This is a genomic window from Candidatus Kuenenbacteria bacterium HGW-Kuenenbacteria-1, assembly GCA_002839745.1.
Classification (GTDB): Bacteria; Patescibacteriota; Patescibacteriia; order UBA2591; family PGYQ01; genus PGYQ01.
This window is the reverse complement of record PGYQ01000006.1, coordinates 22,033-38,688: the sequence shown is the minus strand read 5'-3', so window position 1 is coordinate 38,688 and position 16,656 is coordinate 22,033. Positions and strand designations below refer to the sequence as shown.

At 27.1% G+C, this 16,656-nt stretch carries 15 protein-coding genes, 1 tRNA gene and 1 other RNA gene; 9 read left to right on the top strand and 8 right to left on the bottom strand.

The window, feature by feature from the left end; all coding sequences use genetic code 11:
* Nucleotides 1-201: 201 nt before the first annotated feature.
* From pgk to CVV26_01840, 3 genes are all read right to left on the bottom strand, one after another.
* Entirely contained in the window at nucleotides 202-1,416 is a 1,215-nt protein-coding gene (gene pgk, locus CVV26_01850; protein PKL72390.1) for a phosphoglycerate kinase, read from the bottom strand.
* A 25-nt stretch (nucleotides 1,417-1,441) separates the two neighbouring features.
* Complete coding sequence (locus CVV26_01845) at nucleotides 1,442-1,879, bottom strand: hypothetical protein (GenBank protein PKL72389.1); 438 nt, start codon at nucleotides 1,877-1,879, stop codon at nucleotides 1,442-1,444.
* 170 nt (nucleotides 1,880-2,049) lie between these two features.
* Nucleotides 2,050-3,693, bottom strand: coding sequence for a helicase (locus tag CVV26_01840; GenBank protein ID PKL72388.1), 1,644 nt, complete (start codon nucleotides 3,691-3,693; stop codon nucleotides 2,050-2,052).
* 153 nt (nucleotides 3,694-3,846) lie between these two features.
* Between CVV26_01840 and rnpB the strand changes: the two genes are divergently transcribed.
* The 4 genes from rnpB (at nucleotide 3,847) to CVV26_01820 (ending at nucleotide 7,593) form a co-directional block, all read left to right on the top strand.
* An RNA gene (rnpB, locus tag CVV26_01835) (RNase P RNA component class A) lies at nucleotides 3,847-4,232 on the top strand.
* Between the two features lie 158 nt (nucleotides 4,233-4,390).
* Entirely contained in the window at nucleotides 4,391-5,794 is a 1,404-nt protein-coding gene (locus CVV26_01830) for a hypothetical protein (GenBank protein PKL72387.1), read from the top strand.
* A gap of 121 nt (nucleotides 5,795-5,915) precedes the next feature.
* Nucleotides 5,916-6,176: a hypothetical protein gene (locus CVV26_01825; GenBank protein ID PKL72386.1), complete on the top strand. Its 261-nt coding sequence runs from the start codon at nucleotides 5,916-5,918 to the stop codon at nucleotides 6,174-6,176.
* Between the two features lie 238 nt (nucleotides 6,177-6,414).
* Complete coding sequence (locus CVV26_01820; GenBank protein PKL72385.1) at nucleotides 6,415-7,593, top strand: AAA family ATPase; 1,179 nt, start codon at nucleotides 6,415-6,417, stop codon at nucleotides 7,591-7,593.
* Nucleotides 7,594-7,728: 135 nt separating this feature from the next.
* Here CVV26_01820 and CVV26_01815 read toward each other — a convergent pair.
* The 5 genes from CVV26_01815 to CVV26_01795 all read right to left on the bottom strand — a co-directional run bounded on the left by CVV26_01815 (nucleotide 7,729) and on the right by CVV26_01795 (nucleotide 10,298).
* A tRNA-Leu gene (locus CVV26_01815) sits at nucleotides 7,729-7,811 on the bottom strand.
* Between the two features lie 29 nt (nucleotides 7,812-7,840).
* Entirely contained in the window at nucleotides 7,841-8,230 is a 390-nt protein-coding gene (locus tag CVV26_01810) for a response regulator (protein PKL72384.1), read from the bottom strand.
* 8 nt (nucleotides 8,231-8,238) lie between these two features.
* On the bottom strand, nucleotides 8,239-8,646 hold the full coding sequence (locus CVV26_01805) for a response regulator (GenBank protein PKL72383.1): 408 nt from the start codon (nucleotides 8,644-8,646) through the stop codon (nucleotides 8,239-8,241).
* Between the two features lie 139 nt (nucleotides 8,647-8,785).
* Nucleotides 8,786-9,166, bottom strand: a complete 381-nt coding sequence (gene raiA, locus CVV26_01800) for a ribosomal subunit interface protein (protein PKL72382.1) — start codon at nucleotides 9,164-9,166, stop codon at nucleotides 8,786-8,788.
* 46 nt (nucleotides 9,167-9,212) lie between these two features.
* Nucleotides 9,213-10,298 (bottom strand): rod shape-determining protein RodA, encoded by a 1,086-nt coding sequence (locus CVV26_01795; protein PKL72381.1) that lies wholly within the window; start codon nucleotides 10,296-10,298, stop codon nucleotides 9,213-9,215.
* A gap of 372 nt (nucleotides 10,299-10,670) precedes the next feature.
* On the opposite strand from CVV26_01795, the gene CVV26_01790 reads away from it, so the two are divergent.
* The 5 genes from CVV26_01790 to CVV26_01770 all read left to right on the top strand — a co-directional run bounded on the left by CVV26_01790 (nucleotide 10,671) and on the right by CVV26_01770 (nucleotide 16,440).
* Nucleotides 10,671-10,922, top strand: a complete 252-nt coding sequence (locus CVV26_01790) for a hypothetical protein (GenBank protein ID PKL72380.1) — start codon at nucleotides 10,671-10,673, stop codon at nucleotides 10,920-10,922.
* Nucleotides 10,923-11,071: 149 nt separating this feature from the next.
* Nucleotides 11,072-13,228 (top strand): polyribonucleotide nucleotidyltransferase, encoded by a 2,157-nt coding sequence (locus tag CVV26_01785; protein PKL72379.1) that lies wholly within the window; start codon nucleotides 11,072-11,074, stop codon nucleotides 13,226-13,228.
* Between the two features lie 104 nt (nucleotides 13,229-13,332).
* The gene (locus tag CVV26_01780) at nucleotides 13,333-14,646 is read left to right on the top strand and encodes a serine--tRNA ligase (protein PKL72378.1); all 1,314 of its coding nucleotides are present in this window, start codon (nucleotides 13,333-13,335) and stop codon (nucleotides 14,644-14,646) included.
* 2 nt (nucleotides 14,647-14,648) lie between these two features.
* A complete protein-coding gene (locus CVV26_01775; protein PKL72377.1) occupies nucleotides 14,649-15,116 on the top strand; it encodes a hypothetical protein in 468 nt (155 codons plus the stop codon).
* Entirely contained in the window at nucleotides 15,100-16,440 is a 1,341-nt protein-coding gene (locus tag CVV26_01770) for a hypothetical protein (protein ID PKL72376.1), read from the top strand. The genes CVV26_01775 and CVV26_01770 overlap by 17 nt, the downstream gene beginning before the upstream one ends.
* The last annotated feature ends 216 nt before the right edge of the window (nucleotides 16,441-16,656 follow it).

Here is a 16,656-nt window from a genome sequence, read left to right as displayed (position 1 = left end):
GGGGAGAAACATTTATTTTTTTCGTAAAATAAAAAGTCATCGGGTTCGATTATAAATTTCTTTTCGCAATTTTGACAAATTTTAGTTTGACTATTCATATAATTCAAAATTTATAATTTCTTAAGTTTTGACAAATTTTAATTTGACTATTCATAAAATTTATAATTTATAATTCAAAATTTATAATTTCTTAAGTTTTTTTTATTTTTTTAACACTTCTAAAGCGGGGAGTTTTTTATTTGCGAGAAATTCCAACATTGCTCCGCCAGCCACACAAACATGACTAATTTTTTTATTTAACTTAAAATTACTAATTGCTTCTTCAGTATCTCCACCACCAATTACACTATAATTCTTAGAATTTGCAATCGCTTGCGCTATTTTTTTTGTTCCTTGATTAAATTTTTTATTTTCAAACAATCCCATCGGCCCATTCCAAATAACTGTTTTTGCTTTTCGAATATATTGAGAAAATAATTCAATTGTTTGATGACCGATATCTAAAATTGAAATTTGGGATAATCCATTGGAATTTAAAAATGCAATATCAATTTCTTTTAATTGTTTTTTAATTCCATTAATTTTTTTAATTACTCCATCAACTGGCAAAATAATTTTTTCTCCCACAAACGGCAATAATTCAGCTAACATTTTTTTTATTAAATCTTTTTTTTGACCTTTTAAAAAACTTGTTGGTAACTTTCCTACTTTGTATCCCAACTCTTTCAAAAAAACCAATCCAATCACTCCACCAATTAAAATTTGATCAGCTTGTTTTAAAAAATTTTTTATTACATCTATTTTTGAATCAATTTTTACTCCACCAATAACAATAACCAAAGGTTTTTTGGAGCTTGTTTTGATTTTTGTTAAAATTTTTATTTCTTTTTCAAAATTCAAACCCATTGCGCTGGGCAAAAACTTTGTAATTCCAACAGTCGAAGCATAATTTCTATGGCTTTGGGCAAAAGCGTCATTAATAAAAATATTGCCTAAATGCGCTAATTTTTTAGCAAATTTTAAATCATTTTTTTCTTCTTCTGGATGAAAACGAGTATTTTCCAAAAGAATTATTTCATTTGATTCCATTTTTTTTGTTTTTTTTTCAACTTCCTTGCCAATACAATCCTTTAAATAAATAATTTTTTCTGTTTTTAATATTTCTTTTAATTTTTTTGCCACTGGTTTTAATCGTAAATCTTCCATTACTTTACCATTTGGTCTACCTAAATAAGAAAGCAAAATAATTTTACAATTTTGTTTTAAAAGATAATTAATGGTTGGGATGGAAATTTTAATCCTGCTATCATCAGCAACAATCCATTCATTTCCATTTTTTTTCAAAGGAACATCAAAAGCCACTCTTAAAATAACTTTTTTATTTTTTAAATTTACATCTTTAATAGTTTTATACATAAAATAATTTAAATTATAAAAAACATTAAGATATTGTTTTATATTTATTAACCCATTCTAATAAATTTTTACCCGGACAAGCAGTAATAGCTCCAATTACTTCACAATGCCCTAAAATATCATTATTTTTAATGCCATAACTTTTTTTTAAAGATTCTAATATTTTTTTTAAAGACTCTAATTGTTTTTCTGATGGTTTTTCTATTTCAAAATTTCCAGCCAAACAAATGCCAATGGATTGGGAATTCATTTTACTTGCTCGACAATGAACTCCATATTCTTCATCTCTTCTAACTTGCCGAACAATCCCATTTCCAGCAATAAAATAATGATAACCTACATACCAACCAAGTGAAGATCTATAATTAAATTTTTTTTGATGAAATCTATTAATAGCATTTAAAGTGGTTCCATCCCTTGTTGTGGCTGAATGATGAATAATAATAAAAGAATTTGTTTTCATAAAAAAATATTTAATTTTAATAGTTCTTTATAAAAAAATAATTGATAAAATATATCAAATATTCTTTTATTTTTTTATAATATCATATTTTTTAATAAAATAAAAGGGGCGCATAAAACGCCATTACAAAATGTAAAATAAAAAAATGTTTGAGTGTTAAGGCTCAAACATTAAAAAAATAAAAATAAACGAACTAATTTTATTTCAGAATAAGAAAAATCGTTACCCAAAATTTCTTTGACCAAAGATAATTTAAAATCATCGGTTTGTTGAAAAGCTATTTTAATTTTTTCAAAACGTTCTTTTGGTGGTCGTAAATATTCCAAATTAATTTTTTCTTTTTGGCTAACCATTTTTTCTAAATGACTAATAATTGTATCCTCGGTTAAACCTCTATGTTTAGCTATTTCTTTAATTAAAAATTTTTGATAAACAAGTTTTTTAGTTTTTTCAAAAGTAGATTCTTTGTCTTTTTTTTGCGAAAAATATATTTTATTTTGTTCAACACTTGTCAAAGAATTTAAAAATTGTTTTTGCTTTTTTTCTTTTTCCCATATTTTCATTTCTCTTAAATCTTTAACTAATTCCTGTGACCTTTGTTCTAATATTTTATCTTTTTCTAAAATTTTTGAATCAACCATCAAAGCCAATTCATTTATTCCTATTAATTTCAACCCAGCAAGCGAATGTAATCGAGAAAGCGCCACATAACCCATTCCTTTAATAAAGGATTTTGAAAGATCAATTTCGGCCGAATCAAGATTCATACCCTGACTTTTGTGTATAGTAATTGCCCAAGCCAGACGAATAGGTAATTGGTTAATCTCGGCGATAATAAATTCATTTTCTTCAATTGTCCATTTTGTATTTTCAACCATAATATGTTCGCCGTTCGCAATTTGTATAACAGGCAAACCATCTGCGTCAAATTTAATAACATGACCCAATGTGCCATTTACATAACCCTTATCAAAATTATTTTTTACAAACATCACTTTTGCTCCTTTTTTAAGTATTAATTTTTCAGGCGCTAAACATCCTTTTTTAAGCGCGTCAATAACATCTTTATTCCCCCTTGCTTCCATATAATAGATAATTTCTTTTTCATTTATTTTGGCTAATTCAAAAGTATTAATGGCATCAACATCTATATTGTGTGTATAAAGTTTGGTGATAGCAGTAGAAAAAAATTTTTCTTTATTGTTTCTATTGGCTAATATTTTTTTAGATTCATAAATTTCATTTTTTCGAATATGATTTAACAAAGTAAGCAAGTCGCCTTTTCCTTGACGATGTTGTTCTTCTAAATAACATATTTTTATATCCATATTTTCCCAAATTTCTGAATCAAAAACAAATTTGGGTTTTTCTTTTTTTTGAATTGGGGGTAATTGAAAAAAATCGCCAGAACATATAATTTGTATGCCTGCAAAAGGCTCTGGATTATTTTTGAATGCCTGACAAATATGGTGAATTAAATCAAATTGATAACTATGAAGCATTGATATTTCGTCAATAATTAATACGCCAACATTTTTAAATCTTTTTTTTAGATAAGGTTTTTTTAAAAGCATTTGAAGATCTTTTGTTGTAAGATTTTCTTTAATACCCATGCCTGACCATGAGTGAATGGTAATTCCTCCCATATGAGTTGCGGCAATTCCAGTGGAGGCGGTGATTGCCACTGCTTTGTGATTTTTTTTTAAATAATTAATATATTTGTTTAACAAAAAAGTTTTCCCGCTACCAGCCGGACCAGTAAGAAAAACATTGTGTCCCAGTTTTAATATATCAAACGCTTCTTCTTGAGTCATAATTTTTTTATTATACTCTTTTTAAAAATAAGATAAATAATCTATTTTAAAGAAACTATAAAAGTTAGGAGTAAAAAACAATGCTGGGAGTTGAACTTCCGACATATTAATTATTTTATTTACTTTTTATTATTTTTTTGTATACTTAATACTTAAGTAAGCTGGATGATCGCTCTGTATCTTTAAAAATATGGAGAGGAAAGTCCGAACATTCTTTTCTTTTCTCTTTTTTAAAAAGAAGAAGATTAAAAGAGTAGCAGGTAACGCCTGTCGGTCGTGAGACTAGAGGTGCGAGCAGAGACGTTTTGATTTGAAAAAATCAAGACATTCTATTTTATAAAAAATAGGATGAGCCTTTGAAATAAATTTAGAAATTTTTCTAAACAAAATCAGAGGGTGAAACGGCTAAATCCTTACTTGGATGCAAGGGCAAATTTGGTAGCCCGCTTGATTCCGATGGCAACATCGGAGCTAGATAGATGATCATCACTCCGAAATTTTTTGGGGAACAGAATTCGGCTTATAGGCTTACTTAATAAAATTTTAAATTTTGCCCACCCCGCCTTTCATTTACTAAAGTTTGTTGATTTAAATTATTTAACAGATACAGCAATAATTATTAGTAAACTATTTAATATGAGGTCGGGCTGGGGAATTTTAAATTATAAATGAATGTTATAATTTCTTTAATTTTTTTATGAAAAAAATTGAACTTTTTTTTGCTGTAATTTTAATCCCAATTGATTTTTTAATGATTCTATTGGCTGGAACAACAGCCTATTTTTTAAGATTCGAGACCTTTTTAAAAGATATTTATCCAGCTACATCCATTTGGACATATAAAGTATATTTGGGATTAATGTTTATTTTGGCTCTTATTTGGGTCATTGTTTTTGCTTTAGGAAAACTTTATAATATATATAATATTCGAAGAAAAATTTCGGATGAATTTTTGAAAATTTTTAGCGCCGTTTCAATAGGAATGATTATTATTATTATCTATATTTTTTTCTACAAAGAATTATTTGCCTCTCGTTTTCTTGTTCTTTCTATTTGGATATTAAGCATTTTTTATATTTTTATTGGCCGTTTATTAATTCGATTTTTACAAAAATGTCTTTACAAATTTAATTATGGAATTCATCGAATAATAATTATTGGCGAAAAAAGAGAAGCGGAAAACATTGCTTCTGAATTATATAAAAAACCAACATTGGGTTATAAAATCGTTGACCGAATAAAAAATATCAATCAAAACGATTTAGAAAATCAATTATTAAAAATAAAAGAATCTTTAAATGTAGATGAAATTATTCAAGCTGACACAAATTTATCCAAAGAAATAAACCAACAAATAATGGAATTTTGCAAAGAACATCATCTTATTTTTAAATATGCAGCCGATCTTTTTAATGCTCAAACTTCAAACATTGAAATTGATACTATCGCTGGAATTCCAATTATAGAAATTAAAAAAACAACATTAGACGGTTGGGGAAGAATTATAAAAAGAATTTTTGATATTATTGGTAGTTTTATTCTTATTGTTATTTTTTCTTTTCCAATGGCTTTAACAGCCATTGCTATTAAAATAGATTCAAAAGGTCCAATATTTTTTAAATATAAACGAGTAGGACAAAAAGGACAACCTTTTACTTATTTTAAATTTAGATCAATGATTGATAAAGCACATGACTTAAGATACACAAAAGAATGGTTGGAAAAAAATATCAGAAATGATGGCCCAATGATAAAATTTGAAAACGATCCCAGAGTTACAAAAGTAGGAAAATTTATTCGTAAATTAAGCGTTGATGAATTGGCTGAACTTTTTCTTGTTTTTATAGGGAAAATGAGTTTAGTTGGTCCGCGTCCTCATGAAATTGAAGAGGTTGAAAAATATCAAAAACATCATAAAAGACTTTTAGATATTAAGCCGGGTATGACTGGAATGTCGCAAGTTAGTGGTCGTTCTGATTTGGATTTTGAAGAAGAAGTGCGACTTGATACTTATTACATTGAAAATTGGTCTTTGTTATTGGATTTAAAAATTTTATTCAAAACCCCCTTGGCTGTTTTTAAAAACAGAAAAACCAGTTAAGAAATTATAAATTTTAAATTATAAATTTTGAATTAAAGAAAAGTTAAGAAATTTTAAATTATAAATTAACTTTCTAATTAGGAAAGTTAATTCTTGAAAATTATATAATTTTAATAAATTTATGGGCAGTTATATTGAATTAAATGACATCTTACAAATTACTACGGAACAAGGTTTTCCAGAAGTTATTTTAAACCTTAAAAAACACAAAAGCTCGTTAATAAAACTTGAAAATATGGCTGGTCAAATTTTTGAGTTTTATAATAAATCTGGCGCAAGAATTTTTCATTTACCACCAACACGATGCTTTCTTGTTCATAATATTAATAAGAAATGGTTATATTGGGGCAAAATTTTTATGCTTGAGCAAAACCATACATAGTAACAATAAAGACGTACAGACAACTTCTGGAAAATATAAAATTATTGAAATTTACGATCCAGAATATCAAATACAAATAACCAAACACGAGGCACCAAAAGGTAAGAGTTATTTTTAATGTTACTTATTACTATTTTTATAAATCCAGAATTTTCTACTAAAGTAGAAAATAATTGACATTTTTTTTGACTACAGTATAATATTCTGGAATTTATAAAATTTTAATATTTTAAAAAATATGATAAAAAATCGATATTTACATTTCCCAATAGTTTCTGATTTAAAAAATAAAATGGTTTTTATTGGAGGACCCAGGCAAGTAGGGAAAACCACATTGTCTCAATATATTGGTGCGAATAATTATAAAAAATATACTTATCTTAATTGGGATAATCGCGAAGATCAAAAAATAATTTTACAAAAAAAATTTGATGCTGAATCTACTCTAATTATTTTTGATGAAATTCATAAATATAAACAATGGAAAAATTATATCAAAGGAGAATTTGATAAATATAAGGAAAAATTTCATATTTTAGTTACTGGTAGCGCTCGACTTGATTTATATAGAAAAGGCGGAGATTCTCTTATGGGTAGATATCATTATTATCGACTTCATCCGTTTTCTTTAGCCGAAGTATTGCAAATAAAACCAAATATAAAAATATCAAAAGAATTATTTTTTTCTACTGTTAAAAAGAATATAGCGAAAACATTTACAGATTTATTAATTTTTGGCGGTTTCCCAGAACCATTTATTAAAAAGGATCAAAAAATATTGCGTCGATTTCATAATGAGCGTTTAGATAGATTAATTAAGGAAGATATTCGAGACATAGAGCAAGTACGCGATTTATCAGCCTTGCAAATATTAGTAGAAATTTTACCAGAAAAAGTTGGATCACTTTTGTCATTAAATGCTTTGCGAGAAGATTTACAAGTGGCTCATAAAACAATTTCTTTATGGATGGATATTTTAGAAAGATTTTACTATCATTTTAGAATTTATCCTTATTCTGCCAGCACTATTAAATCTTTACGTAAAGAACCCAAAATGTATTTATGGGATTGGTCGCAGATTCAAAATAAAGGTAGTAAATTAGAAAATATAATTGCGTCTCATTTATTAAAAATGTCTCATTTTTTATATGATACTGAAGGATATAAAATTGAATTATGTTTTTTACATGATATAGAAGGCAGAGAAGTTGATTTTTTAATTACTGTAAATAAAAAACCTTGGTTTGTAGTAGAAGTTAAAACATCAGACAATAAACCATCAAAACATTTAAAATATTTTATTAAAAAATTAAATATTCCCTTTGCTTATCAAGTGGTAAAACAATCTGGAATTGATTTTTGGCAAGATAAAATTCGAGTAATCAGCGCTGATAAATTTCTAAGTGGTTTGATATAATTTAAATTAAAACTTAATAAGTTTATATATAAATAGAAATTAAATTTAATAATCAGGAATCGCATAAATTATAAAAATAAAAGAAGCAAAATTTTTTATAATTCTGCTTCTTTTATTATTTAATTTAATTTTAAATGCCGAAGATCGGACTTGAACCGATATGAGCAAAGCTCACGGGTTTTTGAGACCCGCGTGTCTACCAATTTCACCACTTCGGCAGAATTACTATTACTTATCGGTCTATTATTTACTTACTTTTAATTGACATTAACACTTCTTCTATTTTATCAACTATTTCCTGAGGAGAAAAATGAGCCTTAATAAGATAATCATTGGCGCCCAATGCTAATCCTTTATCTATATCTTCTTTTTGTCCTAAATTACTTAATAAAACTATTGGAATTGAAGCTGTCGCTAGATCCTTTTTAAGGGTTTTTAAAACTTCAAATCCATTAATACCTGGTAAAATAATATCTAATAATATTAAATCTGGCTGATTTTTTTTTGCTTCTTCTATACCTTTATTTCCATCTTCTGCTAAAAAAACTTCAAATTCTTTTTGTTCTAATTTTTTTTGACAAAGTTTTCTTAAAAAAAAATCATCTTCCACAATTAAAATTTTTATTTTGTTTGTCATAAAATTAATTAAAAATTTAAATAATTATTTTTTAAAAAATTATTCACTTTATCCACTATTTCTTTTGCCGTAAGATTAACCTTAAGCAAATAATCACTAACTCCTAACTCTTTAATTTTTTTTATTTCAACTGCTTGTCCTGAATTAGATATAACAATTATTGGAATAGAAGAAAATTGAGAAAATTCAGAATCTTTTCTAAGAGTTTTTAACACTTGATATCCACTAATTTTGGGCAACAAAATATCTAATAACATTAAAGTGGGATTTATTTCTTTTATTTTTTTTAATCCTTCTTCTCCATTTTTAGCTAAAAAAACCTGATAACCTTCTATTAAAAAAAACTTTTTAAGCATTTCTGATAAAAATATTTCATCTTCAATAATAAGAATTTTTATTTCATCTCGATTTAACATAAAATAAACAAAAATTTACTTCTTCTTGCAGTCTTAGTTTTACCATTTCCATACCAGTTTGTTCTAACTTCGATGTATTTTTATCCATATTTTTCCTTTCTTTTTAAAATAAAATTTAAATTTATTATTTAAAATTTTTTTAATTTTCCATTTCTATGTCGCTTATTTTTTCCTTAAACTCTTTTTGTTTTTTCTTTTTTTTATCCCAAAATTTATTTTTATATCTTTCAATTTGTTTTTCTAATTTTGGAATAATTCCATCAAAAGCAGTGTATATATCATTAGCAATTTTTTTAGCGCGTAAAATTTGCTGAGGAATATAAACCATTACTTCTACTCTTTGGACTTTTCCATGACGATGATGTTGATCAACGCCAAGATTTATGCGTATTTCTAAAATTTCCAACGCATTTTTAAAATAAGTTTCTGCAAAACTTTTAATCTTATTTTCTATATAAACCTTAAGAGAATCTGTAAGGTCTACATCTTTTGTAAAAAATTTTATTTTCATATTAATCATTATAATCTTTTTATTTAAATTTACAAATAAAAACAATGTGGAAAAATTATGTTTTTCTAATTACACTTTGTATAATTCCAATTATAAATAAATTTGTCAAAAGAGAACTTCCGCCATAACTTAAAAATGGTAAAGAAATCCCTGTGATTGGCGCTATTCCAATATTCATTCCGATATTAATAAATATTTCTATAAAAAATACCAAAGCAAACCCTAAAATTAAAAAAATATTAAAATCATCTTTTATTTTTTTAATTGCTTCCCAAAATCGATAAAATAAAATTCCAAAAAGACCTAAAATTAAAAACGATCCAATCATTCCTAATTCTTCGGCAATAACAGCAAAAACAAAATCAGTTCTTGCTTCAGGTAAAAATTTTAATTGACTTTGAGGTCCTAATCCTAAACCACGACCCCAAAATTGTCCTGAACCAATAGCAATAGTAGATTGAATTATTTGATACCCTCTGCCCAAAGGATCTACTTGAGGATTTACAAAAATAATAATTCTATCTTTTTGATAATCTTTTAACCCAAACCAACTAATTCCAAAAATTAAAACAAATAAAATTAAAATTTTAATTAAAATTTTAGGTTTGGAAATTATAAAAATTATTCCCAGCCAAAGGCCAAAAAAAATCAAAGCTGATCCCAAATCTGGTTGCAAAGCTATTAAAATAAAAGGAATTATTGTTATTATTCCAGTTAAAATAATATGTTTAAAACTTTGAATATTATAAATATTATTAGACCAATATTTAGCTAAAACAATTACTAAAATTATTTTGGTTAATTCCGCTATTTGAAAATTAATCCCAAAAGGTAAATTAATCCAACCTTGTGTCCCTCTAAAAGTTTTGCCAAAAAATAAAACTGAAATCAATAAAATTAAAATAAAAATATATAAAAAAATTGCATAATTTTTTAAAGAATTAAAATTCAAAAAACTAATCAAAAACATTAAAATAATCCCAATAATAGCAAAAATCAATTGCTTGTTAAAATTTGAAAAACTAATTACTTCTTGATTTAAAGACAGACTATATTGAATAATTAATCCAAAAACAGTTAAAAAAAATACAGCGCCTATCATTATCCAATCAAATTGTTTTAAATTTTGAATAAATTTCATAAAATGTAATTTTATATTTTTCTGCGCAAACTTAAAAATTTTTTGATAAATTTTAAAAAATTTGATATATTAAAAAAATAAATTTTATATTTATAATTCATATTTATTGTATAAATAGTTAAATTTTAAGTCAAATTTTAATATATTTTATCTAATAATAAATTTTTAAAATTTGACAAAATTATTATTTTGTGTAAATATATTTCCATATGAAATTGAATTTTTCATCCATAATTATCAACATTATTATTAGCCAGCCTAGGCGGATGGAATTTTTTGTTTTATAAAATAAAGAAAAAAATAAAAAACAAAAAACCAGTCCGCTAACGGGCTGGTTTTTTGTTTTAAAAAAAATAAAAGGGGGTAAAAAAGATGAAAGAATGTAGTATTAATGAAGAATTTTGGCTCGAAAGGGCCGAAGAATTAAAGAAAAAAAAGGAGGTAAATACAAAAAAGGCACACATATATAATTGTGCTATGCGGTATAAAGAGGAAGCCAATACGCTTTCTCTTTGCGAAACATGGAGCGCCAGTGTAAATGGGGAGACTGGCGAAATTATATATGTATGCAAAAAGAGGCTGATTAAAAATCAGCCTCTTTTCTTTTTTAAGAGATTAATTTAATTTTTTTTGACTTTTATTAAAATTATGATATATTTCAATCGTAAAAATTTATTTTATTTTATTTTATTTTATTAATTTTTGGTCTGCGAGTAAATAGATTGTGTAAATTCACATAATCTAAAATTTGCAGATCAGAAAAAAGGAATTTTATGTTTGAAGAAAAAAAATCAGACGGCGTTTCTCAATTTGAATTAGAAATTGATGATAGAAAATTAATTATTAAAATTGGAGAATTCGCTAATCAAGCAAATGGATCCTGCACGATTCAATGCGGGGGTACAGTTGTTTTGGCTACGGCTGTGTTGGGAAAAATTAGAGAAGGGATTGATTTTTTCCCTCTTTCAGTTGAATACGAAGAAAAATTTTATGCGGCTGGAAAAATTAAAGGTTCTAGATTTATTAAAAGAGAAGGTCGAGCAACTGACGATGCTATTACCTCGGCGCGTCTCATTGACCGATCAATCAGACCTCTTTTTGATGATCAAATAAAAAATGATGTTCAAATAATTGCAACTATTCTTTCTTTTGATCAAGTGAATGATCCTGATGTGCTTTCTATTATTGCTACCTCAGTGGCGCTTTCTATTTCAAATATTCCTTGGAGCGGTCCAGTTGCAGGAGTACGCGTTGGAATGATTGATGATAAATTTATCATTAATCCTTCTTATGAAGATAGAAAAAAAAGTGAATTAGATTTAGTTATTGCTGCAAAAAATGGTAGAGTAACCATGATTGAAGGTGGAGCAAAAGAAATAAAAGAAGAGAAAGCGATTGAAGCCATTCAATTTAGCCAACAATATATTTCTAAAATTGATTCTTTAATTCAAGAAATTCAAGAAAAAATAGGAAAACCCAAAAATGTAGAAATTTTAAAAGAAGCTGAGGAGAAAAAAATTGAAAAACAAGAATTACAACAAAAAGCGCAAACTTTTTTAAATAAAGAAATAGAAAATGCTTTGTTTGCTCAATCAATTGACACAAAAGAAAGTAGAAAAGAAGCCATTGCTTTATTGCGAAAAAAATTAGAAAAAGAGTTAGAGACGCAAGAAGTCGGAAAAGAAAAAATTAGTAAAATAATAGAAATGATGAAAAAAATGATTGAAACAGAAATTTCAAAAAGAATTTTAGAAAAAAATCAAAGGGTAGACGGAAGAAGTTTAATAGATATTAGACCATTGGAAGCACGAGTTGGTATATTACCAAACACACATGGTTCGGGATTATTTAGAAGAGGACAAACAGAAGTATTATCTATTATTACATTGGGCGCGCCAGGAGAAGAACAATTTATTGATACAATGGAAGAAAGAGGAACAAAGAATTTTATGCATCATTATAATTTTCCTCCTTTTTCTGTGGGAGAAACTGGTCCTTTAAGAGGACCTAGTCGTCGAGATATTGGGCATGGCTCATTAGCTGAAAAAGCTTTGCTCCCTATGATTCCAACAAAAGAAGAATTCCCTTATACCATTAGAATTGTTTCAGAAGTTTTGGGATCAAATGGTTCTTCTTCAATGGGATCTGTTTGCGGTTCTTCTTTGGCTTTAATGGATGCGGGTATTCCAATAAAAAAAGCAGTGGCTGGAATTGCTATGGGTTTGGCATCAGAGGAAAAAGATGGGGAAATACAAAATTATAAAATCATTACCGATTTACAAGACTTAGAAGATGGAAAAGGAGGAATGGATTTTAAAATTGCTGGAACAAAAGATGGAATTACTGCCATTCAAATGGATACAAAAACTCATGGGTTAACGCAAGAAATAATAGAAAAAACATTTCAACAATCATTTGAAGCAAGGTTAAAAATTTTAGAAACAATGAATAATAGTATTGCTTCTTCTCGTTCAGAACTTTCTTCTTTTGCTCCTTGCGTTGTTTCTTTAAAAATCAATCCAGACAAAATTAGAGATGTGATTGGCTCTGGCGGTAAAGTGATTAATGAAATTATTAAAGAAACAGGGGCTACCATTGACATTGAGGATGATGGAACAATATTTGTCGCTTCTCCAAATAAAGAATCAATAGAAAAAGCAGTAAAATGGATTGAAACCTTAACTCATGAGGTTGAAGTAGGAGAAGTTTTTCAAGGAAAAGTAACGCGAATTTTAGCTTTTGGCGCTTTTGTTGAAATTTTACCCAAACAAGAAGGATTGGTTCATATTTCTGAATTAGCTTCTTATCGAGTCGCGAGAGTGGAAGATATTGTTAATGTCGGTGATGCTATTAAAGTAGAAGTAATCGGAATTGATGAGCAAGGAAGAATTAATTTATCACATAAGAGAATGATGGAAAATAATTTATAAAATTATCGAGTGCGCTAATACAAAATGTACGGGGTTGAACCTCGTATCATTTTTATTTTATATTTATCTAGCGCCTAAAGCCTAGAAAGTTAAGAAGCTATTTTATGTTAGACATTAAATTTATTCGTGAAAATAAAAAAGAAATTGAATTGGCTGCTAAAAATAAAAATATAAAAATTGATTTAGATGAATTATTAAAATTGGATAATGACAAGAAATCATTAATTTCACAGATTAATGATTTAAGAACTAAACGTAACGAATTAGCGAACCAATCAAAAAATAGCAAACCATCTGATAAACAGATTGCTTATGGAAAAAAATTAAAAGAGCAAATTGCCGAATTAGAAAATGGTTTAGTTGAAATTGATAAAAATTATTTAGAAATAGCCGTAAAAGTTCCTAATATTCCTTCTTTTGACACACCTATTGGAAAAAATGAAGAAGAAAATGTCGAAGTTTATAAATGGGGCGAACCGACAAAATTTGATTTTAAGCCTAAGAGTTATATTGAATTGGCAGAAGAATTGGATTTAATTGATTTTAAACGTGGAACTAAAACTGGTGGTTATCGCAGTTATTATTTAAAAAATGAAGCAGTGATGTTGGTAATGGGTTTTATGATGCATGCTTTGAGCAAATTAATTAAAAATGGTTTTACCCCAGTAATTCCGCCAACTTTAGTTAAAAATTTTGCTTTATTTGGTAGCGGTTATTTTGCTGGTGATAAATATAATCAAGAGGTAGATGAAATTTATAAGATTGCCAATGATGATAAATTAGCTGATGGGTCAATAAAAAAAGAAGATAAATTTTTAATTGGAACAGCCGAACCATCTTTATTGGCTTATTATGCTGATGAAATTTTAAATGAAAAAGATTTGCCAATTAAATTTGCTGGATTTTCTCAATGCTATCGTTCAGAAATCGGAAGTTATGGAAAGGACACTAAAGGTATTTATCGTGTTCATGAATTTATGAAGGTTGAGCAAGTTGTTATTTGTCGCGCTGATAAAGATGAATCTGAGAAATTGCATCAAGAAATAATAAGTTTGTCAAAAGAGTTACATGAAGATTTAGGATTGCCTTATAGACAGATTCAAATTTGCACAGGTGATATGAGTGCTGGAAAATATAAAATGTTTGATTTGGAAGCATGGATTCCTAGTCGCAATAGTTATGGTGAAACTGGCTCTGCTTCAAATTTTTTAGACTGGCAATCTAGAAGATTAAATGTAAAATATAAAGATAAAAATGGCGATAAGAAATATGTTTATATGTTAAATAATACTGCTTTGGCTTCACCAAGAACATTAATTGCAATTTTAGAAAATTATCAGCAAGCAGATGGTTCAATAAAAATTCCAGAAGTTTTATGGCCTTATATGGGAGGAATAAAAGTTATTAAACAAAAATAATTATGATTGATAAAAATAAAAAACGAGTTGGAATATTTTCGCTTACTTGCGATGAAGGTTGTAGTATTTGTTTGGTAGAAATATTTAATCAAAAACTATTTTCTTGGTTAGAAAAAATGGACATAGTTTATTTTTTATCAATAAAAGATAAGATGGAAATAGAAAATTTAGATATAGCTTTAGTGGAAGGCGTAGTAACAAGTGAAAAAGACAAAGAGTATCTTGAAAAAATAAGAAATAATAGTAAAATTTTAATAGCCATGGGTAATTGCGCTATTAATATTATGCCATCAGGGCAAAGAAATAATTTTAATGCTGAACAATTAGTAGAAATAAAAAATCATTTAAAAAAATATAATTTTTTACCACGCGCTTTAGCGCTTAAAGAAGCAGTAAAAGTTGATGATGAGATTTTTGGCTGTCCGATAATAGAGAAAAAATTTATTGAAGTTTTTGAGAAATACTTATAATTTTAAATTTATATTTATGCATAATTATAACTTAGATATAAAAATCAGTAAGCTTTCAAAAATAGAAGGTCATGCTGATTTAGATATAAAAATAAAAGATGGAAAAGTTGAAAATGTGGAATTGCGCGTTATGGAAAATATGCGCTTTTTTAATCAAGCGGTTCGCGGACAATCATATAATAATGTAGCTCAAATAGTTAGTCGTATTTGTGGAACATGTTCTATTGCTCATTTAACTGCTTGTATTGAGGCAATTGAAAAAGCATTAGAAATTAAACCAAGCGAGCAAACTATAATTTTACGTAAACTTACTATGTATAGCATGATAATTCGTGATCATGCATTGCATCTTTATTTTTTTGTTTTACCTGATATTTTTGGTATAGATTCAGCTCTTGATATGCCTAAAGAAAAAATAGATTTACTTCATGAGGCTTTGCATATAAAAGAGGCCGGTAATAATCTTTCTAATTTGATTGCTGGTCGGGCTGTGCATGCGCCATTTGAACAGGTAGGCGGGTTTTCTAATGAAATTGATAAAACAAAAATACCTGAAATAATTAAAGAATTAAAAAGCATTAGATCTTATGTTATAAAATTGGCGGAAATTTTTTATAATTTAGACTGGGAGTTTAAAAGAAAAACAAATTTTGTTGCTTTGGCGACATCGGATTTTTCTTTTCTTGAGGGAAAAATAAAAAGTACAAGTGGCGCTATAGTTGAAGAAAAGGATTATTGGGATCATTTAAACAATATTGTTTTGCCTTATTCGCAAGCTTCTGGATTTGAGTTTGAAGGTCATGAATATATGGTTGGTTCTTTGGCGCGATTAAATTTAAATAAAGATGCTTTGCATTTTAATACAAAAAAAGATATGGAAAAATATTTATCTGTTTTTCCATCTGATAATATTTATTATAATAATTTGGCGCAGGTAATTGAAATTATGCATTCCATTGATCATTCTATTGAGCTTTTAGAAAACACAGATTTTAAAAAGGAGCCATTAGTAAAACCAACAAAGCTTTCAGGAGAGGGTGTAGGTGTAATTGAAGCGGCAAGAGGAACTCTTTATTATTGGCTGGGTATTAATGAAGGTAAAATTAGATATGCGAATTTAGTTATTCCGACTGCGCAAAATCTTGTAAATATGCGGAAAGATGTAAGAAAGATCGTAGAAGACATTTGTTGTTGCGAAATATTATTAAAAGAATCTGATGTTGAAAATAAAATAAGAAAAGAAGTGGAAAAAATAATTCGCGCTTATGATCCTTGTATGTCTTGTGCTGCGCATTTTTTAAAAATAAATTGGACAAAGGAATAAAATAAAATAGCTATTAACCCTATAAATATAATTTAATAAATATTAATTAAATCTTAATCCACAACAAATCTATTATTATAAATAAGAGATTATATAAATATAATGGGTAGGTTGGAGCACGGTTGGGCTGTTCTAAAATAATGACATCATAAAGTTTACATTATTTGTACATTTTTCAATTGTTTCTTGTATTTTGTTTAAATTATTTTTACGAAA